Raw genomic sequence first — 23,006 nt, forward strand, 5'->3', positions numbered from 1 at the left:
CAGGTGCGCGAACGGTTCTACTGAACCCGCCGTGGACCAGCCTGGCTCAGACCAGTCCGCTGACCACGGTCAGCGCGCGCCGCAGCTGGGGCGCCTCATCATCGACCCGTGTCGCCGCCGCCAAGTCGACGGCGGCTTGCCCGGTCAGCGGGAGATACGCCACGCCTGGGACCATCAGCTCCGCCACCGGCGCCGGCACCACCGCGATCCCGAGCCCGGCCGCGACGAATGTGACCAGCGTCGACGTCTCTGCCACCTCGTGCCGGATCCGCGGCTCGAATCCGGCCCCACGGCACCGCGCCACGACCGTGTCGTGCATCACCGACCGCCCGCTACCGGCATGGATCACGAAATCTTCGCCGGCCAGATCCTTCAGCCGCAGTCGGCTCCGCTCGGCCAGCCGATGCCCGTCCGGTACGGCCACGATCAGCCGATCGGACCGCAGTACGCGGACCTGCAGCGACTCTTCGTCGACCGGCGGCCGGAGCAGTCCGAGATCGATCCGCCCTTCGACCAGCGCCCGCGCCTGATCGGGGGCGAGCATCTCGCCCTGAACCGCCACCTCGACGTCCGGCAGCTCCTCGCGCAGCGTTCGCACCAGCTGCGGCAGCAGGCTGTACGTCGCCGAGCCGACGCATCCGATCACGAGCCGCCCCTGCAGGCCGGCCGCCACCCGCTGCGCCTCACCCGCGGCCGACGAGACCGCCGCGATGATCTGCCGGGCCCGGAGCAGGTAGGCCTCGCCCGCGGGCGTCAGGTCGACGCGGCGCGTCGTACGGCGGAGGAGCTGGAGGCCGAGCTCGCTCTCCAGCTGGCGGATCTGCTGGGACAGCGGCGGCTGGGCGATGTGCAGGCGGGCCGCGGCGCGACCGAAGTGCCGCTCCTCGGCGACCGCGACGAAGTACCGCAGATGGCGTAGCTCCACGAGATTGATACTCGCAGAGTCTCGATCGAGCGTAAATGAGTATTTCTCCATATCGGTCGGCACGGCCTACCGTCGAGGTCATGAGTGACGCGCGTGACATCGTGATCTGCGAACCGATCCGTACTCCGGTTGGCCGCTTCGGCGGAGTACTGTCCGCGCTGTCCGCCGCCGACCTCGCCACCGCGGCACTCACCGAGCTGGTACGCCGTACCGGCCTGGGGGAAGGTGATGTCGACGACGTCATCCTCGGCCAGTGCTACCCGAACGGCGAGGCGCCCGCCATCGGCCGGATCGCCGCGCTGGACGCCGGGCTCGGGACGTCGGTGCCCGGTGTCCAGATCGACCGTCGGTGCGGCTCGGGTCTGCAAGCCGTGCTGTACGCCGCCGGCATGGTCGCCACCGGCGCCGCCCGCGTGGTCGTTGCTGGAGGCACCGAATCGATGTCGCAGGTCGAGCACTACGCGCTCGGTCTGCGCACCGGTGTTCGGGGCAACGTCGAGCTGAACGACAGGTTGATCCGCGCTCGCGAGACGGCCGGCGGGAAGCTCCACCCGATCCCAGGTGGAATGGTCGAGACGGCGGAGAACGTACGCCGCGAGTACGGCATCGGCCGCGAGGAGCAGGACGAGTTCGCCCTCCGCTCCCACCAACGCGCCGTCGCCGCCCAAGCCGAGGGCCGCTTCACCGACGAACTCATCCCGCTGACGATCCCGTCCGGCTGCGAGACCACGCTGGTCGCGGCCGACGAGCACCCTCGTCCGGACACCTCGCTCGAGGGCCTCGCCGCGCTCCGGCCGGTGATGCTGAAGAGCGACCCCGACGCCACCGTCACCGCAGGCAACGCAAGCGGGCAGAACGACGGCGCCGCGGTCTGCGTGGTCACCACCCGCGACGAGGCCGAGCGCCGCGGTCTCCGCCCGCTCGTCGCCCTGCGTTCGTGGGCCGTCGCGGGGGTTGGCCCCGAGGTGATGGGCATCGGCCCGGTCCCCGCCACCGCAGCGGCCCTGGCCCGCGCCGATCTGACCCTCGACGATCTCGACCTGATCGAACTGAACGAAGCCTTCGCGGCCCAGGTCCTGGCCTGCCTGCGCGAATGGAAGCTCGACCCCACCGACGACCGCCTCAACCCGAACGGCTCCGGCATCTCCCTCGGCCACCCACTCGGCGCGACCGGCACCCGCATCCTCGCCACCCTCTCCCATGAACTACACCGCCGCGACGGCCGCTACGCCCTCGAAACCATCTGCATCGGCGGCGGTCAAGGCATCGCCGCAGTCTTCGAGGCCGTCAGATGACCCACGTCGTGAGCGGGCCGGCCGTGGCGGAAGCCCTCCCGGCGATCACTGCGCCGACCCTCGCGATCGCCGGCGCCGACGATCCGGCCACCCCGTCGTGGCAGCTGGAACGCATCGCCACCACAGTTGCCGATGGCAAACTTCTCGTCGTACCGGATGCCGCTCACCTGGCCGCCGCCGAACGACCCGAGCTGGTGACGCCGGCCGTCATCGCCCACCTTCAGGAGGACGAGGCATGAGTGTGGACAAGGTCGTCGCGACGCCGGCGGACGCGGTCGCGGACATCCCCGACGGAAGCAGCCTGGCGGTCGGCGGGTTCGGCCTGGCCGGTATCCCGTGGTTCCTGATCGCGGCGTTGCTCGAGCAGGGCGCCAGCGATCTGACCGTGGTGTCGAACAACTGCGGCGTCGACGGGGCCGGCCTCGGTCTGCTCCTGGAACAAGGCCGGATCAGCCGGGTGATCGCGTCGTACGTCGGGGAGAACAAGGAGTTCGCCCGGCAGTACCTGGCCGGGGAGTTGACGGTCGAGCTGACACCCCAAGGCACGCTGGCCGAGCGGCTGCGGGCGGGCGGCGCCGGGATCGGTGCGTTCTTCACCCCGACCGGCGTCGGCACGCTCGTGTCGGAGGGCGGACTGCCGTGGCGCTACAACCCGGACGGTACGGTCGCCGTCGCATCGCCGCCCAAGGAAGTCCGGACCATCCAGGGCCGCGACATGGTGCTCGAGGAGGCGATCGTCACCGACGTCGCGCTGGCCCGTGCCGCGGTCGCCGATCGCGCCGGCAACTGCGTCTTCCACGCGGCCGCGCGCAACTTCAACCCGGTCGCCGCGATGGCCGGCCGGCTGACGATCGTCGAGGCCGAGCATGTCGTCGAGGTCGGCGCGCTCGAACCCGACGCGATCCACCTGCCCGGTGTCTTCGTACAGCGCGTCGTACCGCTGACTGCCGAACAGGCCGAGCAGAAGAGCATCGAGAAACGCACGACCCGTCCGCGACCGGGAGCCTGACATGCCTTGGAACCGTGACGAGATGGCGGCCCGCGCGGCCGCGGAGCTGAACGACGGCGAGTACGTGAATCTCGGCATCGGTCTGCCGACGCTCGTCCCGAACCACCTGCCGGCGGGCTCGTCCGTCACTTTGCAGGCGGAGAACGGCGTCCTCGGCGTCGGTCCGTTCCCGTACGACGACGAGGTCGACCCGGATCTGATCGATGCCGGGAAACAGACGGTCACCGTCGTTCCAGGAGCGTCGTACTTCGACTCCGCGACCAGCTTCGCGATGATCCGCGGCGGGCATGTCGACGTCGCCATCCTCGGCGCGATGCAGGTCTCGGCGTACGGCGACCTCGCGAACTGGATGGTGCCTGGCGCAGTCGTGAAGGGCATGGGAGGCGCGATGGACCTGGTCTCCGGGGCCAGGCGAGTCGTGGTCCTGATGGAACACGAGACCCGCAAGGGCGAGCCCAAGCTGGTGGAGTCGTGCACCCTTCCGCTGACCGGGCGCCGCGTGGTGCACCGCATCATCACCAACCTGGCGGTCCTCGACGTTGCCGAGGGCGCCTTCCGCCTGGTCGAGCTCGCCCCCGGTGTAACCCCTCAGGCCGTCCAAGAAGCAACCGCAGCCTCCGTCCGGTAGCGCCCAACGCGGCCGCCTCTGGCCCCGTCGCGACCACCAGCGCAGGCAGAAGTGCCGCAGATATCGGTTTCCGCGCCCCGAACCAGGACTTCTGCCTGCGTGTGGAGCCGCAACCCCACCGGCGCGACGCCAACCGCACTACATGCCATCGGCAACAATTGATCGCCACGCAAGGTGATTGATTGGTTACTCTGAGGTGTTTTGTGTGGTATGCCTTGCGGGCGACTGTTGACAGAACGGGGACTTCGGGATGGCCGCTGGTGGGTTGCGTGTCGGGGGATTGCGGATCCTGATCGCGTTGTTGCTCGTGCTCTCCGGCGGTTTGGTGCTGCCGGCAACTGCTCGGGCGGAGACGGTTCGCGATTTCGGGAAGGTGTTCGGGGCGCAGACGAACGGCGCGATCCGGATCACCGGCAACAGCGTGCTGACCTGCGACCGGTCGTCGGCGGCGTGCCGGGCGGCGCTGGCGGGCGGGAGTTCGACCGCGAACAACAACGACTGGACGATGGAGCTCCTGGACACGGACTCCGACCCGTCCACGAAGTCCTCCTCGGGTGCGACGGTCGATCTGCCCTCGGGTGCCCAGGTTCTGTACGCCGGCCTGTTCTGGGGCGCCGCCCGCGGCGCAGGTAAGGGCGGTACGGCCACCACCGACGACGGTACGACGATGCGGCTCCGGCTGCCCGGTGAGGCGGCGTACCGGGAGGTGAAGGCGACCAAGACCGATCTGCTGAACACCGGCTCGAAGAACGACTACTCGTCGTACCTCGATGTCACCGATCTGGTGCGTGCCGGGGGCAACGGTGAGTACTGGGGCGCCGACGTGCCGACGGGGACGGGCGCCGACCGGTACGCCGGGTGGAGTCTGGTGATCGCGTACGAGCAGTCGAACGAGCCGCTGCGCGACCTGAGCGTGTTCAACGGGTACGCCAAGGTGAGCAGCGGCGAGCCGGTGCGGACCAGTATCTCCGGCTTCCTGGCGCCGCTGAGCGGTGCGGTCAATGCCCGGTTCGGCAGCGTCACGTACGAAGGTGACGCCGGGATCAGCGGCGACTACTTCGCGGTCAACGGCACCCGGCTCGCCGACGCGCAGAACCCGTCGGCGAACTTCTACGGCAGCCGGATCACCGACGGCGGCGCGAACCTGACCAACCGGACGCCCGCGAGCCTGAACAACCTGGGCGTGGATGCCAAGGTGGTAGATGCCGCAGGCATCGTTCCGAACAGTGCGACCAAGGCCGACCTGACGTTCGCGAGCACCGGCGACGTGTACTACCCGGCCGCGCTGACCACGCAGATCGACCTCTACGCCCCGACCATCGTCGGCACGAAGACGGTACGGAACCTGGCGGGCAACGACCCGGCCAAGGTCGGTGACACGCTCGAGTACACGCTGAGCTACAGCAACACGGGCGATGACGATGCGCTTCGCTCGACCGTCCGCGACCCGTTGCCGGCGAACACGACGTACGTCCCGGGTTCGCTCAGTGTGGTCTCCGGCGCCGGATCAGGCGCCAAGACCGATCGCCCGAGCGACGACCAGGCGGAGTACGACGGCAATGCGCGAATGGTCCGGTTCCGGATCGGCACCGGCGCGAATGCGACGACCGGCGGGCGACTGAAGAAGAACCAGAGCAGCACGGTCCATTTCCGTGTCACCGTCGATCAGGCGGCGGCCGGCACCACGCTGGACAACACGGGTCTGCTCGACTACACGGCCGAGACGTTGAGCAAGCAGTACACGTACCGCACCGACGAGGTGCATACCCCGGTCGCGGCATCGGCGGACGTGTCGATCACCAAGACCGCCAAGCCCGACCCGGTACCGGCCGGTGGCGAGCTGACGTACACGTTGGTTGCCCGCAACAACGGTCCGAGTCCTGCGCAGGACGTGACCGTCACCGACACGCTGCCCGACGGCATCGACCTGGTATCCGCGACGCCGACACAGGGCAGCTGCAAGTCCACCACCTGCACGCTGGGCACGATCGCTTCCGGCTCGACCGCCACGATCACCGTCGTGGTTCGCGTCCCGGCCGCGAGTACGGCGACCAGCCTGACCAACGTGGCAACCGTCACCACCTCGACCTCCGACCCGAACCCGGACAACAACACCGCCTCGGTCACCACGGATGTGACGCGTACGGCGGACCTGTCGATGGCCAAGACCGTCGAGCCGGCCAACCCCGCGCCGGGACAGCCCGTCGTGTTTACCCTTGCCATTCGCAACAACGGCCCGTCCGATGCCGAGCAGGTCCGGGTGGCGGATTCGGTGCCGGCCGGCTTCATGATCACCGGGGTACAGTCCGCGGCCAGTTGCACGACGGCCGGTCAGGACGTCAGCTGCACCTTGCCGAAATTGGCATCCGGATCCAGCGTCGCCGTCAAGATCGCGGCGACGCTCGACTCCGGTTATCAAGGTGGCGCGGTGAGCAACACCGCCAAGGTCAGCAGCGACACCCCGGACCCGAACGCGTCGAACAACACCGGCACCGTGACAGTGACGCCGAGCGCGGCCAAGGCCGACCTCGTGGTCACCAAGGAGACGCTCACGAAGCCGGTGGTCGCCGGACAGCCGATCACGTACAAGATCAGCGTGCGGAACGACGGACCGTCCGACGCACGGAAGGTCCAGCTGACTGACGACGTACCAAGTGCCGTGACCGGCGTGACTGCCGACTCGTCTGCCGGATCGTGCACGGTCAGCTCGGCGCAGGTCTCGTGTGCGCTCGGCGATCTGACGGCCGGATCGACCGCCACGATCACCGTGACAGGGACCGTGTCGGCCAAGGCGATCGGTGACCTCACGAACTCCGCGACCGCCACCAGCTCCACGCCCGACCCGGACAGCAGCAACAACACTGGGCGGACCACAAAGGACCTGACGGCCAGCGCCGACCTGGCGATCACGAAGACCGCTCAGCCGACCCCGGTCCAGGCAGGTCGGCCGGTCACCTACACGCTGACGGTGACGAACAACGGTCCGTCCGCGGCGCAATCGGTGACCGTGACCGACCCGGTGCCGTCTCCGCTGCAGTACGTCTCGGCGACGCCGTCGAGCGGCTCCTGCACCGAGGCTGACGGTACGGTCAAGTGCACGGTCGGCACGGTGGCACCGGGCGACGTCGTCACGGTGACCGTGGTCGCGAACGTCCCGTCCGGCGCACCGCCGAACCAGCTCGACAACACGGCGACCGTCAAGTCGCCCACCCCGGATCCGGTCGACGACAACAACTCGGCGACGTACACGCTGATGACCGGAGCGCAGGCCAACCTCAAGATCACCAAGACGGCCTCGCCCGATCCGGTAGTGGCCGGGAAGGCGATCACCTTCAAGCTGACGGTCACCAACGCGGGTCCGTCGGATGCGCACGGCGTCACGGTGGTGGACGACGTACCGGACGCGGTGACCGACGTCTCGGCAACCGCGACCGGTGGCGCCACCTGTACGACGGCCAACGGGCAGGTGCGCTGCCTGGGCGCGACGGTCGCGGCCGGCGACAGCGTCGTCGTGACAGTCAGCGGGACGGTTGCCGCGTCGACCGCGCCTGGCGATCTGCGCAACTCCGCAACAGCCACCGCCAGCACGCCGGAGGACCCGACCAGGTCCGACAACACCTCGACCACGACGCCGACTGTCGAGGCCCAGGCGGATCTCTCCGTGACCAAGTCCGCGGCGGCGACGGTTGTCGCAGGCAACGAACTCACCTACACCCTCGCCGTGCACAACGCCGGCCCGTCCGATGCCGTCGACGCGGTCGTCTCCGACACCCTGCCGTCCGGTACGACGTTCGTCCGCGGGACCGGTCCGGGTGGCGACTGCACCCAGGACCAGGCGTTGTCGGAACCGGCCGTCACCTGTCCGGTCGGCCGGATGGCCTCGGGCGACGACGCGACTGCCACGATCGTCGTGAAGGTCTCGCCGGACCAGCCGGCCGGGACGCTGGTCAACAAGGCGACGGTGAGCTCGCAGACTCCGGATCCGAACGACCAGAACAACAACGGCTCGGCCGAGACCAAGGTGACCACGGCCGCGGATCTGTCGATGGTGAAGACCGTGCAGCCGACGCCGTTGGTGGCCGGCGGCGAGGCGGTCTACACGCTGACCGTGCACAACGCCGGTCCATCGACCGCGCAGGCCGTGTCGGTCGCCGACGCCGTACCCGCGGGGCTGTCGGTGCTCGAGGCAACGAGTGCTGACGGCACCTGCACGGTCTCCGGAGCGGACGTGAGCTGTGCGCTCGGGACGGTCGCCGCGGGTGGGAACGCGGTGGTCGTGATCCGGGTCGCGGTCTCGGCGGCGCGGACCGCGGCGATCACCAACTCCGGTTCGGCAACCAGTACGACGCCTGATCCGGATCCGTCGAACAACGACGACTCGATCACGACCGAGGTCGAGAAGGTCGCGGACATCGAGGTCATCAAGACCAGTGACGACCCGAACGCGGTGGCCGGTGGCGGCGTGACGTACCGGCTGACCGTCGTGAACCACGGCCCGTCGGACGCCACCGCAGTGACCGCGACCGACAGCCTGCCGACGGGCCTGACCCTTACCAAGGCCGACCCGACGCAGGGGCAGTGCACGCCAACCGGTCAGACCATGAACTGTGCGCTCGGCACGATCGCGGCAGGCAAGACCGCGACCGTGGTCCTCACGGCCGCGCTCGATCCGGCGTACACCGGCAAGTCTCTAGCGAACACGGCCACCGCGGCCTCGCCGGTGACCGACCCGGACGACAGCAACAACAGTTCCACGGTGACGATCCCGGTCGAGACGCGCGCGGACCTGAGCGTCACGAAGACCTCGGACCCGTCCGGGGTCACGCCCGGCAGCACCTTCGACTACACGATCCTCGTGACGAACGCCGGTCCGTCGACCGCCCGCGCGGTGGTTGTGACCGACACCGTGCCCGCCGGATTGACCATCAGCTCGGCGTCGAGCGGCTGCACGGTGAACGGCAGTACGGTGCGCTGCGAGCTGGGTGATCTGCCGATCGGGCAGACGATCGTCTCGCTCCGCGTCCGGCTGGCCTCTGGGTACGACGGCGCGAGCGTGACGAACTCCGCGACCGCGACGTCCTCGACGCCCGACCCGAACCCGGACAACAACACCGGCGCGGTCGAGTCGCCGGTGACCGCACTGGCGGATCTGGCGATCACCAAGACCATGTCGCCGGCCGAGCCGGTGTCCGGGCAGTCGGTGAAGTACGTGCTGACCGTGAAGAACAACGGCCCGTCCGACGCCAAGCTGGTCTCCATCACCGACGAGCTGCCGCGCGGACTCATCAAGGTCAGTACAAACAGCGCCTCCTGCAAGCTGCTGCCACCGGTAGCGCCCGGAGCCCCGGACGCGCCCGAGGCGGGCACCGTGCAGTGCGGTACGCCGTTGCTCGCCGAAGGCGCCACCATCACTGTCACGATCACCGCGACTGTGGTCCCCGGCTTCAGCGGAAGGCTGGAGAACATCGCCCGCGTCGGCTCGGCCACCCCGGACCCGGTGATCGGGAACAACGAGGCCAAGGTCAGCGGCCGTACGACCCAGTCCGCCAACCTGAGCGTTCACAAGACCGCGTCGGCCACGACAGTCATCGCGGGGCACGCGCTCCGGTACGTCATCGCCGTACACAACGCCGGACCGTCATCAGCGGCCGGCGTGGTGATCACGGACGAACTGCCGGCCGGACTGCGGCTGACCGGCAAGCCGGATTACTGCACTAATGGGCAGAAAATCACCTGCGCAGTAGGCCGGATCGACCCAGGAACGACCGCGCAGGTGACGCTGGAGGTCGTCGTCGACCCCGGATATCGCAGTTCCTCGGTGACGAACACCGCCAGGGTCGAGGCAACGACGCCGGACCCGGACCCGAGTGACAACTCCGGTTCGGTCACCGTGAAGGTCACCCCGCCGCAGCCGGGCCGCCCGACCCCGCCGCCTGACAAGCCGGGCGGCGAGCTCGGCGACACCGGTAGCCCGGTCGGCCCCGGCCTCCTGCTGGCGGCCCTGGCCCTGATCGCCGCCGGCGTGGGGCTGCTCGCAGCCGCTCGCGCGCGCCGAAACCGGGCCTGACCAGCTCCGGCGCCCTCCAGCTGACGGGCTGGAGGGCGTCGGTCTCGCCCCGGTTGCAGGAAGCTGCAACCTGTCGTCATGGCCTGCCCGCTCCGCTATAGTCGGCCCAATCTCGAGCTGATCGAGACTTTCTGGAGGGGGAACTCCTATGAAGCTGCAGCGCTTTGCGCTTGCCTTGGCCGGTTTCGGCCTGATTGCCGCATCTGCCTCATCCGTTCCGGCCTTCGCCGGAAAGACCGACCCGAAGCCGCATTTCTCGGACAAGGTCGCCCACCCGGGTGCCGTGAAGGCGTTGGCGGCCGGGGGGCCGTGCATCAACTACGTCGGCGTACCGACCGCCGCGGGCACCATGCAGGAGATCGACGCCACGCCGGGCACGACGCCGACGGCCGTGTCCTGGGATCCGTTCAACTACGTCGCCACCCGCGCCAACGCGACCTGGTACGGCGCGGTGAACGCTACCGGCACGCAGTATTACTACTACGGCCTGATGCTGCAGGGCTCGAGCCTGTACCGGCAGACGACGTACCTGCCTGACAACGCCAACCCGGTGCCCACCTTCAAGAAGGTCGGGACGGGGTGGACCAGCTTCAAGTCCATTGCCACCTCCAACTACAGCGTCGCGCAGCCCCGGCACGCCTACTTGTACGGCCTGAACACCAACAACAGCCTGTATCGGTACCAGATCGTCGGCGCGGGGTTCAAGGCGCTCGGTCCTATCCCGGGCTTCCGTGGGTTCAAGACGATGACGGTGGTCAGCGAGTCCGCAACGTACGACACGCTGCTGATGACCACCACCGCCGGTGCGCTCTGGACCGCGCACATCCCGATCGCGGCCGGCGCGAAGCCGGTGATGAAGCTGATCCGCTCCTCGGGCTTCGCGGACTACGAATCCCTGGTCGCGCAGGGCTGCGGCACCCGCGGCGGCACCCTGGTGACCGCGGTCGACAACGCCACGCAGTCCGGGTACCAGTACGCGTTCAGCAAGTTCAACGGTGCTGCGACCGCGATGACGAACTACGGCAAGATCCCGGCCGTCTTCAACGGCGTGGACCACGTGTCGCTCACCACGCACTACGACCAGTTGGTCGGCGAGTAACCTGCCCGTCGTCACCGCACCCTCGGCCAACTCATCAAAGAGCTGGCCGAGGGTGTTCGTTTCAGGGGGCTAGCAGCCAGCACTGGGTGCCGGGTGGGCCTTCGACCCGCCACGGTGGTCGCGTGGTGGGGTAGACGCGGGTGCTGAGCACGCGACCGGCACTGGTGAAGGCCTCGACGACCGATCCGTCGAGGAAGATCCGCAGTGCCGGACGGTTCGACGACGGGTCGAAGGCGTCGGTGGCCTGCATTCGTCCGTCGTGAGCGTGCGGAGCGAGGCTGGCGTGGCTGCGGTCGATCGTGACCGTGTCGGCGTCCAGCTCGATCTCGAGGCGTTCTTGCTCGCCGAAGTGGATGACGACGCGCCCGGAGCCTTCCGGTACGACGATTTCGCACTGAGCCGTGATGGCCCCAGCCGACGTCGATCCGGTACGGAGGGTGTCGACGGTCGGAACGGGCGCGCTGCGCACCGACGAGTCCGCCCCGAGCCAGACAACGCGGGGGAGCGAGATCACTCCGGCCCAGCCGTCGGTCCAGCCGGGCCGATCGCGTCCTTCCTGCAGCCAACCGAACAGCAGCGGACCGAACCGGCTCTCACGCATCGCCGACGCCGCATAGAAGTTGGTGCCGTGATCAACGCGCTGCGGGGCCGGTGGTACGTCGGCATCGAACGACAGCACCGCCTCGGGGCCACCCTCGGGCGACCAGGCTGACACGACCGCGATCCGGCGACCGTCAAGCGTGAGTACCTGCGGGCATTCCCATGCCGATCCCGTGTCCTCCCCAGCCACCGAGGTACGGGGGAGCTCCGCCAGCGGATCGACCGCCGTCCACTGCGACAGGTCTGTCGACCGGTACAGCGCGATGCTCGCCCCGCGGTCGACGTACCCGGTGCCGACGACCATCCACCAGGTGCCGTTCTCCTTCCAGACAAAGGGATCGCGGAAGATGATCGCCGGGTCGGACGGATCGGGGATCACCTGGTGGGCCGGCCCGAAGGACCCGCCGCCGTCGTCCGACACAGCCGTGAGGACAGACTGGTACGGGCGGCTCTCGACCCTGCCCGAGTAGAAGGCCCGGATCCGCCCATCGTCCAGCACTGTGTTGCCGGACCAGCAGCCATCGGTGTCCGGCCCGCCCGGCTGTGGAGCCATCGCAGGCCGATGCGGGGTCCACCGCACGTAGTCGGACGAGGTCGCGTGCCCCCACTCGACCGGCACCTGCATGTCGAGTGTCGGCCGCGACTGGAAATACAGATGTACGTCGCTGCCGTGCTCGATCGGCCCGTTCGGGTCGTTGAGGTATCCGCCGGGCGGCCGGACGTGGTACGCGGGACGGAGATGTGCCACCGTCCCGCTCGACCGGTGTACGGATTGTGTCTGGGTCACCGTGAAGCTCCTGCCGTGATGCCTGCGATGAAGTACCTCTGGGCGATGACGAACAGCACTACGCTCGGCAGGATCGCCAGCACGACGCCGGCCAGCACCACCGAGATCGAACCGGTGCCGAGGTTCCCCTGCAGGCCGACCAGTCCCAGCGGCAGCGTGAAGTTGTCCTGGCTCTGCAGGAAGATCAGCGGCCGGTAGAACTCCGCCCAGAAGCCGGAGAAGTTCAGGATCGCGAGGGTGGCGATCGCCGGACCGGCCATCTTGGCGTAGATCAGCAGGAAGGTGTGGAAGTGACCGGCGCCGTCGATCCGGGCCGCCTCTCCCAGTTCCTTCGGCATTTGCATGAAGTACTGGCGCATCAGAAACGTGCCGAACGCACTGCCCAGCGCCGAGACCACCAGCGACAACGGGCTGTCCGACAGTCCGAGATACCGGATGATGACGAACACCGGGATGATGATCGTCTGCAGCGGCACCATCATCGTGGCCAGGAAGATCCCGAAGATCACCGAGCGGCCGGGGAAGTCGATCATCGCGAACGCGTAGCCGGACAGCGTGCAGGTGATGGTCTGGCCGATCACGATCAGCCCGGTCACGATCACGCTGTTGAAGAAGAACCGGCCGATCGGGATCCGGTCGAACACCGCGCCGTAGTTCGAGAAGTCCGGGTGCAACGGGATCCACTGCGGTGGGTTGCTGAAGGCCTCGGCCGGCGTCCGCAGCGAGGTGGTCACCGTCCAGAGCAACGGGCCGAGGGCAACCATCGCGGCGAGGACGAGGATCAGGATGCCGGTGATGCGGCCGATCCGGGCGAGGGTTCCGGTCGAGTTGATCATGGGTAGAACACCAGCTTCCGGGCCGCGAGGAACTGCAGCCCCGTGATGACGAGGATCGCCGCCAGCAGCACGATCGCGATCGCCGAGCCGTACCCGAACTGCAGGTTCTGGAAGCCCTTCTGGTACATGGAGATCGTCACCGTCGTGGTCGCCGATCCCGGACCGCCCTTGGTCATGATGTACGGCTGGTCGAACAGCTGCATCGCGTTGATCAAGGCAACGACCGCGGCGAACAGGATGGTCGGGCTGATCAGCGGGACCTTGATCCGGAACAGGGTCCGCAACGGTCCGGCCCCGTCGATCTGCGCGGCCTCGAGAACGTCCGTGGGCACCGACATCAACGAGGCGACGAAGAGGACGAACGTGAACCCCACCTGCTGCCACACCGCGATCAGCACGATCGTCGCGGCCGCTCCGAGACCGCTCGTCAACCACGGGACGTTCGGAATGCCGAGCAGCCCGAGGTAGTAGTTCACGACACCGAATTTGTAGTCGAACAGGTAGCCCATGAAGATCGACACGGCGGCCGTCGACGCCAGCAGCGGCAGATAGAACGCAGTACGGAACAGCGTCCGGATCCACACCAGCTTGCGTTGGTTGACCAGGACCGCGAGCGCGAGACCGAGAGTCAGTTGCAGCACGACGATCGCCAGCGCCATCCCCAACGTGACGCCGAACGACTTCAGCACCGGACCGTCGGTGAACAGCCGCTGGTAGTTCTCCAGCCCGACGAACTGCGGACTCGAGATGACGTCCCAGGAGAAGAACGACAACCCCAGCGACGCGACGATCGGAATCGCGGTGAAGACCGCCACGAACAGGCACGACAGCCCGATCATCGCGAAGCCGAACGGAGCCTCCCGATGCGACGAAGGATGCCGGCGGCGCTTGGTGATGGCAGCCGGCACCTCAGCGGTGGCGGCGGACATCAGCTGGCCCCCGCAGCCTTCTCAAGGTCGGACTGCAATCCGTCCAGCGCGGCCTTCGCGTCCCCGGAGGAGATCGCTTGCGTGGTCCGCTGGTTGAGGGCGGTCGCGAGCGCGTTGTAGTACGGCGGTGCCGGGATCGGGGCCGTCTCCGGGTGCTTGGTCAGCGTGTCGTAGAAGACCGACCAGTGCTTCGGACCGGTCTTGGCGTACCGCGCGGCCGTCACCAGGGACTTGCGGCCGGGCGTGGTCACGTTGCCGGGGAAGACCAGGTCGAACGTGTCCGGCTTCACCAGCAGCTTCAGGACCTCCCAGGCGAGGTCCTTCTTCTTCGACGACTTGAAGATGGCGTACCCACCGGCGCCGAACAGGTGCCGCTGGCTCTTCCACTTCGGGAACAGCTGGACGTCGAAGCTGCCGTTCTTCATGCCGGCGTTGGTCAGTCCGCCGGCCCAGAACCCGCCGCCGATCGACATCCCGATCCGGTTCGAGGCGAACAGGCCCTGCAGCGTTCCGCCGCCGCCGACGTCGGGTGACGGCGACAGGCCCTTCTTGGTCAGCTCGATCATGTAGTTCAGGGCCTCGACGGTGCCCTCGGAGTTCGCCGTCGGCGTGCCCCACTTCCAGCCGCCCTTACGGCCCGCGGCGGCCGGATCGCCGGCGTACGCCTTGTTCCACAGCCAATCGCCGCCGTCGTACTTGCCCTCCTCGAGCAGGTTGGCGTTGTTGGCGTACATGAACGAGGTCCAGCTGCCCCAGAGGCGGACCACCCAGCCGAACGCGTTGATGCCCTTGAACTTGGCGATCTTCGTCGCCGCGGACTCGAAGTCGTCGATGGTCCAGCCCTCGCTCGGCGGTACGACGCCGGCGCGCTGGAACAGCTCGGTGCTGTAGAACATGTTCCCGGCGTTGAAGCTGTCGGGCAGTTCCCACAGGTGCCCCTGGTACATCATCGACTCGACCAGCGCGGGGTGGATGTCGGCGAAGTACTCCTTCAGCGCGGCCAGGTCCTTGGTGACGTAGTCGTCGAGCGGGACCGCGAGCTCCTTGGACGCCATCAGCTGCAGGCCTTCGGTGGCGACGCTGATGATGTCGGGCGGGGTCCCGGCCGCGATCTGGGTGAGCACCTTGGCGAGGAAGTCGTTCCAGTCGGTGCCGTTGATGGCCGAGATCTCGAACTTGATACTCGAGTCGAGCTTGGAGATCTGCGGCTGCAACCGGTTCTGCAGCTGGGTCGCCGCCGCCTGCTCTCCGAAGTACAGCATCTTGAGTGACTTCGACGACGAGCCGCCGCCGCTGTTGCCGCAGGCGGCCAGATCGGCCAGCGCTGCCAGCCCGAGTCCACCGGCTGCCCCGGCCTTCAGCACGGTGCGGCGAGCGATCGGGCCACCGGGGGGATGGATGCCTGTCATGGGGTTCCTCCTTGGCCGCTCGGGTGGTCCGGCGCGCCACCCAATACGTATTGACCCGGGACGGTAGCAGCGGTGTACGGTGGGACGCAATACGTATTGGGCCGATCTGTGATAGTAAATTGGCGGCGGCCGAGAGGCCGCTCACCGTGAAGGGGGACCATGGCGAAGCAGCCGGCCGGCCGGCCGAAGCGGGTCACGATGACCGATGTCGCCCGGCGCGCGGGGGTGTCCCAACCCACCGTCTCGTTCGTGCTCAACGACCGCCGCGACGTCGCGGTCGCCGAGGAGACCAGACGGCGCGTGCTCCAGGCTGCAGCCGAGCTCGAGTTCGTCCCGAACCGCGCGGCCCAGCTGCTGCGGTCGAACAAGTCGTTCACGGTCGGCGTCGTGACCAGCGGGATCGTCTCCCAGCCGTACGCCGGTCTGATCGTGCTCGGCCTGCAACAGATCGTCCAGCCCGCGGGGTATGTGTGCATGGTCGTCGACACGACCGGCGACCCGGGCGAGGGTGATGCCGCGGTGGCGAGTCTGGTGGGGCAGGGAGTCGCCGCGATTGTGTACGCCTCACTCGCGCCCAAACCGCTGCATCGCAGCCCGCGGCTCGACGGGATCCGGACGATCTTCGTCAACTGCTGGCCGGAGGAGGGCAAGGCCGACACGGTGCTGCTGGCCGACGAGTACGCCGGCGGTCGCGCCGCCGCGGCCTCGGTCTTCGACCGTGGGCATCGCGAGGTCGCGTTCCTGGGCGGCATGCGGGACGACTACGCCTGCAAGGAACGCCGGCGCGGTTTCGACGACGCCGCCCGGGCGGCCGGGTTGCGTCCGGCCGACCTCGTGCATCGATACGGCAACTACCAGATCGGATCCGGCTACGACCTGGCGACCACGGTGGTCCGCGAGCACGGGTCGACCGCTCTGGTCTGCGGGAACGACCGGATGGCGATCGGGGCGATGCTCGCCCTGCACGCGCTGGGACTCGACTGCCCGCAAGACGTGAGCATCGTCGGCTTCGACGATCAGCCGGATGTAGCCGACCAGGTCCGCCCGGGGTTGACCACCGCGGCGTTGCCGCACCTGATGCTGGGCCGCCGGGCCGGTGAACTTGTGCTGGGTGAGCCCGACGACGCACCCGAGCGCATCATCGTGGACTGCGAGCTGATCGAGCGCGACTCGGTCGGCGACCCACCGGGGCGCCGTCCATGAGTGGGTACGTCGGTGACGTGATTCCGTTCAGCTACGACGGCCGGATCTGGTTGTCCTACTTGCTGGACGAGCGTCCTGAGGATCCGGCCGCCGGGCCGAGCGGGATGCCCTGGGCGTTGGTGTCGACGACCGACTTCGTGCAGTACACCGACCATGGCGTCGTACTGCCCGCTGGGGATCGGGATGCGGTCGACTTCGACTGCTACACGGGGTGCGTGATCGCGGACGGCTCTCAGTTGCACTTGTTCTACACGGGCCACAATCCGCGACGTGGGGACGCGGCCGGCTCGTTTCAGGTGGTCTGTCACGCCGTCAGCGACGGCGATCCGACTCGATGGACCAAGAGACCTGACCTCACCTTCGGCGCGGCTCTTGGCTACGTGCCGCAGGATTGGCGAGATCCCTTTGTCTATCGGGTAGCGCCCGATCAGCCGTGGCAGCTGGTGCTCGCGGCGCGGTACGCCGGCCGACCGGACAGGCGGTGTGGTGTCGTAGCGCGGCTGACATCGACCGATCTGGAGCAGTGGACGATCGCCGAGCCACTGTGGGAGCCGCACCGGTTCATCACGCAGGAGTGTCCCGACGTGTTCCAGTGGGGCGACTGGTGGTACCTCGTGTACTCCGAGTTCAGCGACGCGTTCCAGACGCGCTACCGGGTCGCGCGCGGACCGGACGGCCCTTGGCTGGCACCTGCCCGCGACACCGTCGACGGCCGCGCGTTCTACGCGGCGAAGTCGGTCGAGCACGCCGGTCGACGGTTCTTCATCGGCTGGATCCCCACAAAACAAGGGGAAACCGATGGTGGCCCGTGGCAGTGGGCCGGTGATCTCGCCGTACTCGAAGCACATCAGGAGTACGACGGGACGCTGGCCTTCACGGTGCCGCCGGAGATCCGCGCGGCGTACCCCGACGTACACCAGATCTCGCTGACGCCACTCGACGGCGCGGCAACCGAGCCGGGGAAGGGCGCGGACGACCGCTACGCTGCCTGGATCGGCGACCCGGTCCCCGCCCGGTGCCTCATCGACCTCGCCGTAGACGTTGCCCCAGGCACCCAATCCCTGGGACTCCTGCTGCACGCCGCCGCCGATGGCGAGCAGGCCACGATCCTCCGCCTGGAGCCGCAACGGGACCGCGTCGTCCTGGACAGCTGGCCCCGCGCCCGCACCGGCCCCGGCCAGTGGCAGATCAACGGCGACGTACCTCATGCCGTGGAACTGGAACGACCCTGTCCGCTTCCACCCGGCCGTCATACCGTGCAAGTCCTTCTGGACCACACCACCGGCCAGGTGATCATCGACAACCGGGTGGCACTGTCGTTCCGCCGCTACGATCTCGGCGCAGGTCACGTTGGCCTCTTCGTCACCGACGGCAGCGCCGACGTCGTCAGCCTTTCCGCGAGCGTGCCTGGAGTTTGAGGTATCACGATTCGCCGGCCTGCGGTCAGAAGTAGAGAGCATCTTTCTCTACCGCAGGAGGCAACGTGGACACCGAGGGCCCGAAGGAAGGCCAGAAGGAAGAAGGACTGTGGAGGCGGATGGGCCTGCTTGGCCAGGTCCTGACCTCGCTGGTCGGATTGTTGAGCGCTTTGGTGCCGGTTCTGGTGGCAACCGATGCGTTCAGCTCGGGCAGTACGGAGCACACGGTCATCAGCCCGACCCCGGCACCCAGCACGCAGCAAACAGCCACGCAGCAGAAGACGACGCAGGCTGCTGACCCCATCGACCTCACGCTGTCCGATCAGCTCACCGAAGGTGCGCTGGAGGAGACGATTGTCGTCGTGTTCGAGGGAGCAAAGATCGCCACCCTGTACGCGAACGTCAACGACCCGATCGTGACCCAGCAGGTCACGGCGACCTCGCCCGGGAACTACGACTACGTCCTGGACGCGACGATCGCCTGGATCGATGCCGACGGCATCCGTCAGGAGGCGAGCGCCACCGGACACGGCAGCGTGTATGTCGACGACGGCATGCAGCTCGACGTCTACATCCACGTGGACAGCGGCGGCGGGGTGAATCTGTCGCTGCAGTCCGCGAGCGGGTCCTGAGGCGGTCGATGCTTGTCGTGGTCGACGGTGGTGAGCCCTCCACTCACCCCGCCGACCACGAGTCTCAGTGGCATCCGCAATCGCAACCGGTACGACGCGGTTCGTGCGGCGTACCGCACACCTGGTGAGGCAGCAGGTGTGGGCCGACGCCAGGAATAGCCTGGCTGGACGCGAATCGCAGCACGGCCTCTGCCGCACGCGGCGCGTTCTCACCGGTCGCAGACATCCGGGCCGCGATCATCCCAGCCACCAACGGAGCCGAGAACGACGTCCCACTCCAGTTGACGAGCCCGTTGAAGTGGCGCTGCTCGTGCTGGTGCGGGTGCTCGTGCTCACCGTGCCCGTGCTCGTGCTCATGGCCGTGCCCGTGCTCGTGTTGGTCGTCCTCGTGCTCGTGGATGCAGATGTAGTTGCCGTCCGCGAAAGCGTTGACCAGATCCACACCAGGGGCGTACACGTCGACCCAGCCGCCGTAGTTGGAGAAGGCGGCCCGCTGGTTCCCGTTCGCGGTCAGCGCGCCGACGCCGATCACCCACGAGTACGCCGCGGGGAAGGTCGGCAGGTGCGACGTGTCGTTCCCGGCGGGGGCGACCACGACGACGTTCAGGTGACGCAAGCGTTCGTCGTAGAAGTTGCTGAAGGTCAGCATCGGCAGATGCAGCCGGGTGATCCCGTCGAACTCGCAGACGATGACGTCCGCGCCACCGTCCAGTGCGTCGCTCATCTTCTGGATGATCTCGTCCTCGTACGCCAGCCCGGCAATCTCCTCCGCCCTCTTGACGCAGACCTCCGCCCGCGGCGCGATGCACCGCACGCAGCCGGCCACGAAGGTCCCGTGACCTGCGTAGGCCTTGATCAGCCCGGTAGCCGGGTCGAACGGATCCTCCGAATCGCCGTACACGCCCGCCATCCACGGCCAGGTCTGCGGCGCGCGCTGGATCAGGCCGCCGTCCACGACACCGACGATCACGCCGTCACCGTCCCAGCCGTGGGTCCCGCAGCAGATCCCGTCGCTCACCGGCGGCACCGGACTCTTGGACTCGGACGGAATCTCGGCCGGCTCGGTCGCCGGGCAGGGATGACCGCTGTTGGGACACAGCGACAGTCCGTGGTTCGGAGTCGCCGTTCCGACGCCGAACTCCGCGTCCAGCAGCTCGAGAACCTCCGGTGTCCCCAAGGCATCGCTGGACCACTCGAACTGGACGACCCCGGCGATCACAGACAAACGATTGCTCGCATGCCTCTCGGCCTCCTGCTCGGACCCGCCCGACTCGCTGGACTGGTCGGTCTCGCCCGACTCGGCGCTCCGCGCTCTCTCGGCCCGGTAGATGATCGCCTGCAGCTCCTGCTCGACCCGGTCCGCGTCCTTCGTGCGGGTCAGGATGGTGTTGCGGCGGTAGAAGTACTCGACGCGCCCCGTCGTCTCCCAGTCCGGCGGGTACGCCGCGGCGGTACTGCCTGCCTGGTCGAGGATGAGGTGAACTGATTCGGCGAGGCGTTGTTGCTCTGACATGTCGTGCTCTCCTCTGCGGTGGAAATTCCCGTACTACGATCGGACTGGTCCGCGTATGGGGAGGGCGGTACTGCCGTGGACGCCGACGAACTGCACGCGCTTGCTTTGTCGCGGCCTACTGACGCGCTCAGAATCGCTCGAGACGTGCTGGCGGGGGCGCCGTCCGACGCCGAGGCGGCAGCGGCCCACCACGCGGCGGGGGTCGTCCTGCGCGACTTCGGGGACATCCGCGAGGCGGTGGTCGAGCTGAAGGCGGCGTACCGATCGATTCGCAGGACGCCGGATCGCGACCGGGAGGCCGAGATCCTGGCGACTCTCGGCGTGGCTCTGGTGATGGGCGGTCAGACCGAGCGCGGACTGGCCGCGCTCGACTCGGTCGTACCCGGCCGGACCGGTGTGCTCGCGGGCCGGCTGCTGATCCGCCGCGCGTGGGTGCGCGGAGCATTGCTCGGGCGGTACGCCGAGGCGATCGCGGACGCCGAACAGGCGGTCGCGTCGCTGAGCGGCACCGGCGACCTGGTCTGGGAAGCTCGGGCGTTCCACACCCGGGCCATGGTGCTGCTTGCGATGGGCGTGATCGAGCGCGCCGACGAGGATTTCGTCCGCAGCGAGGAGCTGTTCGCGAAGGCCGGCCAGGAGGTCGAGTACGCCGATGCGCGATCGGCGCGTGGCGCCGCAGCCTTCGCCCGCGGTGATCTGCCGGCCGCGCTGCAGCTGCTGGACGATGCGCAGCGGCTGGTCGAAGCGCTCGGGGTGCTCGAGCCCGACATGTACGCCAACAAGTGCTTGATGCTGCTGGCCGCCGGCCTCACCCATGAAGCCTTGGTGGAGATCAACGGTGCGCTCGAGCGGATCGAGAAGCAGGGTGGCTCGTCGGCGCGGCACGCGGAGTTGCTGTTGTGTGCCGGGCTGGCGGAGCACGCGGCCGGAGCATTCGAGCTCGCCGAGCGCCGCAGCCAGGACGCGGTGAAGCTGTTCCGTCGGCAGCAGCGACCGTGGTGGGCGGCGCGAGCCGAGCTTGCTTTGCTGCAGACCCGCTTTGCGCGCGGCGGCCGGACCGCGCCGCTGCTCCGGGCCGGCAGGCGGGTCAGCGCGGTGCTCGACGAGCTCGATCCGGAACTCGCCACCGAGGCGCACCTGTTGACCGGCCGGATCGCACTCGCACGCAACGACAGCGCCGAAGCCGTGCACCACTTGAGCATCGCGGCCCGCGCACGAAAGCATGGCTTGCGAGCGCGCGGTCCTGGGTGGCTGGCGCAAGCGCTGCTGCATCAGAACAGCGGCAGGTCGCGCGGCATGCTGGTTGCCTGCAGGCAAGGCCTGAGCCTGATCGAGATCTACGTGCGAACTCTGGGCGCCACCGAACTGCGCGCACTCGCCACCGCCCAGGGCGCAGAACTCGCAGCCATGGGACTCCGATACGCCGTCGACAGAGGTAGCGGTCGGGAAGTGCTCGACTGGAGCGAGCGATGGCGCGCGACGGTGCTCGCGATTCCACCGGTGCGACCGCAAGCAGACGACGGGTTGGTCGCCGACCTTGCCGCGCTGCGCGATCTCACCAACCGGATGCAGGAGGGCCGCGATCGTGGGCCAGGTAGCGGTCACCAGCGTCGAGAACGTCAGCGGCTCGAATCCGCCGTGCGTCAACGGGTCCTGGCGACACCTGGGGAAACCGGCGTACGGCTCGACCGGTTTCGGATCGCTGAGTTGCTTGATCAGCTTGATGGCCGGACGCTGGTCGAGCTCGTTGACCTCGAAGACCAGCTCTATGCCGTCGTGGCGTCGCACGGTGAGGTTCGCCTGCGGCCGATCGGGCCCACGTCCGTGGCGACTCATGCCCTGTCCCATGCCTTGTTCGCCCTGCGCCGCGAGAACGCGAAGCGTGGCAAACGCGAGCTGATGCTCGACACGATCGGGGCGCGGCTCGAATCGGCCCTGCTGGGCGACACGATGGAGCACCTGGGTGACGGCCCGATAGTCGTCGTACCGACTGGCCGGCTGCATGCGGTTCCGTGGAGCCTGCTGCCTTCGCTGCGAACCCGGCCGACGTCGGTCGTTCCATCTGCTGCCGCGTGGGTCCGCGCAATGCGCGCTGAGCCACCGTCTGTCGGCAGGGTCGTGCTGGTCGGCGGACCGCACCTGTCGACCGGACGGGAGGAGGTACGCCGGCTTGCCGAGCTGTACCCGGATGCCGTCGTACTCGCGGACGGCAAGGCGACCGCTGACGCCGTGCTGGAAGCGATCGATGGCGCATCGCTCGTGCATGTCGCGGCGCACGGCACGTTCCGCGCGGACAGTCCGCTGTTCTCGGCGATCGAACTCGATGACGGACCACTCACGGTGTACGACCTCGAACGTTTGAAGCAGGCGCCGTACCGGATGGTCCTGTCCAGCTGCAGCTCTGCGCTCGGCGGACCGAGGGGTGCCGACGAACTCCTGGGCCTGGTCAGCGCGTTGGTGGCGCTGGGATCAGCCGGAGTGGTCGCGAGCGTCGTGCCGGTGTCGGACCCGGCGACGATCCCGCTCATGCTCGGCCTGCACGAACATCTGCGCGCCGGCGACGGGCTCGCCGAAGCGCTCGCTCGAACCCACGTCTCCGGTGACGACGACGAGGCCGCGGCGCAGTCGTTCATCGCCCTGGGAGCGTGAACGCCGG

The 23,006-nt window shown here is 68.3% G+C and carries 16 protein-coding genes; 10 read left to right on the forward strand and 6 right to left on the reverse strand.

The window, feature by feature from the left end:
• Positions 1 to 46: 46 nt before the first annotated feature.
• Complete coding sequence (locus OHA18_RS22895; protein WP_328997308.1) at positions 47 to 925, reverse strand: LysR family transcriptional regulator; 879 nt, start codon at positions 923 to 925, stop codon at positions 47 to 49.
• An 80-nt stretch (positions 926 to 1,005) separates the two neighbouring features.
• Here OHA18_RS22895 and OHA18_RS22900 point away from each other — a divergent pair, with 80 nt between their 5' ends.
• The 6 genes from OHA18_RS22900 to OHA18_RS22925 all read left to right on the forward strand — a co-directional run bounded on the left by OHA18_RS22900 (position 1,006) and on the right by OHA18_RS22925 (position 11,023).
• Positions 1,006 to 2,220 carry an acetyl-CoA C-acetyltransferase gene (locus tag OHA18_RS22900; protein WP_328997309.1) on the forward strand — a complete coding sequence of 405 codons (1,215 nt, stop codon included), beginning with the start codon at positions 1,006 to 1,008 and terminating at the stop codon, positions 2,218 to 2,220.
• The gene (locus OHA18_RS22905; protein WP_328997310.1) at positions 2,217 to 2,459 is read left to right on the forward strand and encodes an alpha/beta fold hydrolase; all 243 of its coding nucleotides are present in this window, start codon (positions 2,217 to 2,219) and stop codon (positions 2,457 to 2,459) included. The genes OHA18_RS22900 and OHA18_RS22905 overlap by 4 nt, the downstream gene beginning before the upstream one ends.
• Entirely contained in the window at positions 2,456 to 3,229 is a 774-nt protein-coding gene (locus OHA18_RS22910; protein ID WP_442914325.1) for a CoA transferase subunit A, read from the forward strand. The genes OHA18_RS22905 and OHA18_RS22910 overlap by 4 nt, the downstream gene beginning before the upstream one ends.
• 1 nt (position 3,230) lies before the next feature.
• Positions 3,231 to 3,857: a CoA transferase subunit B gene (locus OHA18_RS22915; RefSeq protein ID WP_328997311.1), complete on the forward strand. Its 627-nt coding sequence runs from the start codon at positions 3,231 to 3,233 to the stop codon at positions 3,855 to 3,857.
• 250 nt (positions 3,858 to 4,107) lie between these two features.
• Positions 4,108 to 9,924, forward strand: a complete 5,817-nt coding sequence (locus OHA18_RS22920; protein ID WP_328997312.1) for a hypothetical protein — start codon at positions 4,108 to 4,110, stop codon at positions 9,922 to 9,924.
• Between the two features lie 148 nt (positions 9,925 to 10,072).
• A complete protein-coding gene (locus OHA18_RS22925) occupies positions 10,073 to 11,023 on the forward strand; it encodes a hypothetical protein (protein WP_328997313.1) in 951 nt (316 codons plus the stop codon).
• A gap of 61 nt (positions 11,024 to 11,084) precedes the next feature.
• Here OHA18_RS22925 and OHA18_RS22930 read toward each other — a convergent pair whose 3' ends face one another.
• Genes OHA18_RS22930 through OHA18_RS22945 form a run of 4 tightly spaced genes read right to left on the reverse strand, consistent with a single transcriptional unit; the run spans position 11,085 to position 15,584 of the window.
• The gene (locus OHA18_RS22930; RefSeq protein WP_328997314.1) at positions 11,085 to 12,410 is read right to left on the reverse strand and encodes a glycoside hydrolase family 32 protein; all 1,326 of its coding nucleotides are present in this window, start codon (positions 12,408 to 12,410) and stop codon (positions 11,085 to 11,087) included.
• Positions 12,407 to 13,246 carry a carbohydrate ABC transporter permease gene (locus OHA18_RS22935; protein WP_328997315.1) on the reverse strand — a complete coding sequence of 280 codons (840 nt, stop codon included), beginning with the start codon at positions 13,244 to 13,246 and terminating at the stop codon, positions 12,407 to 12,409. Before OHA18_RS22935 ends, OHA18_RS22930 begins: the two co-directional genes overlap by 4 nt.
• Positions 13,243 to 14,175: a carbohydrate ABC transporter permease gene (locus tag OHA18_RS22940; protein ID WP_328997316.1), complete on the reverse strand. Its 933-nt coding sequence runs from the start codon at positions 14,173 to 14,175 to the stop codon at positions 13,243 to 13,245. The genes OHA18_RS22935 and OHA18_RS22940 overlap by 4 nt, the downstream gene beginning before the upstream one ends.
• Complete coding sequence (locus OHA18_RS22945; RefSeq protein ID WP_328997317.1) at positions 14,175 to 15,584, reverse strand: ABC transporter substrate-binding protein; 1,410 nt, start codon at positions 15,582 to 15,584, stop codon at positions 14,175 to 14,177. Before OHA18_RS22945 ends, OHA18_RS22940 begins: the two co-directional genes overlap by 1 nt.
• 159 nt (positions 15,585 to 15,743) lie before the next feature.
• On the opposite strand from OHA18_RS22945, the gene OHA18_RS22950 reads away from it, so the two are divergent.
• From OHA18_RS22950 to OHA18_RS22960, 3 genes are all read left to right on the forward strand, one after another.
• Positions 15,744 to 16,787, forward strand: coding sequence for a LacI family DNA-binding transcriptional regulator (locus tag OHA18_RS22950; protein ID WP_328997318.1), 1,044 nt, complete (start codon positions 15,744 to 15,746; stop codon positions 16,785 to 16,787).
• Positions 16,784 to 18,205 carry a glycoside hydrolase gene (locus tag OHA18_RS22955; protein ID WP_328997319.1) on the forward strand — a complete coding sequence of 474 codons (1,422 nt, stop codon included), beginning with the start codon at positions 16,784 to 16,786 and terminating at the stop codon, positions 18,203 to 18,205. The genes OHA18_RS22950 and OHA18_RS22955 overlap by 4 nt, the downstream gene beginning before the upstream one ends.
• Before the next feature lie 65 nt (positions 18,206 to 18,270).
• Positions 18,271 to 18,837: a hypothetical protein gene (locus OHA18_RS22960; protein ID WP_328997320.1), complete on the forward strand. Its 567-nt coding sequence runs from the start codon at positions 18,271 to 18,273 to the stop codon at positions 18,835 to 18,837.
• A 64-nt stretch (positions 18,838 to 18,901) separates the two neighbouring features.
• Here OHA18_RS22960 and OHA18_RS22965 read toward each other — a convergent pair whose 3' ends face one another.
• Positions 18,902 to 20,350, reverse strand: a complete 1,449-nt coding sequence (locus OHA18_RS22965; protein ID WP_328997321.1) for a S8 family peptidase — start codon at positions 20,348 to 20,350, stop codon at positions 18,902 to 18,904.
• A gap of 75 nt (positions 20,351 to 20,425) precedes the next feature.
• Here OHA18_RS22965 and OHA18_RS22970 point away from each other — a divergent pair, with 75 nt between their 5' ends.
• A complete protein-coding gene (locus tag OHA18_RS22970; protein WP_328997322.1) occupies positions 20,426 to 22,999 on the forward strand; it encodes a CHAT domain-containing protein in 2,574 nt (857 codons plus the stop codon).
• The last annotated feature ends 7 nt before the right edge of the window (positions 23,000 to 23,006 follow it).

The sequence above is a fragment of the Kribbella sp. NBC_00709 genome (genome assembly GCF_036226565.1).
GTDB lineage: Bacteria > Actinomycetota > Actinomycetes > Propionibacteriales > Kribbellaceae > Kribbella.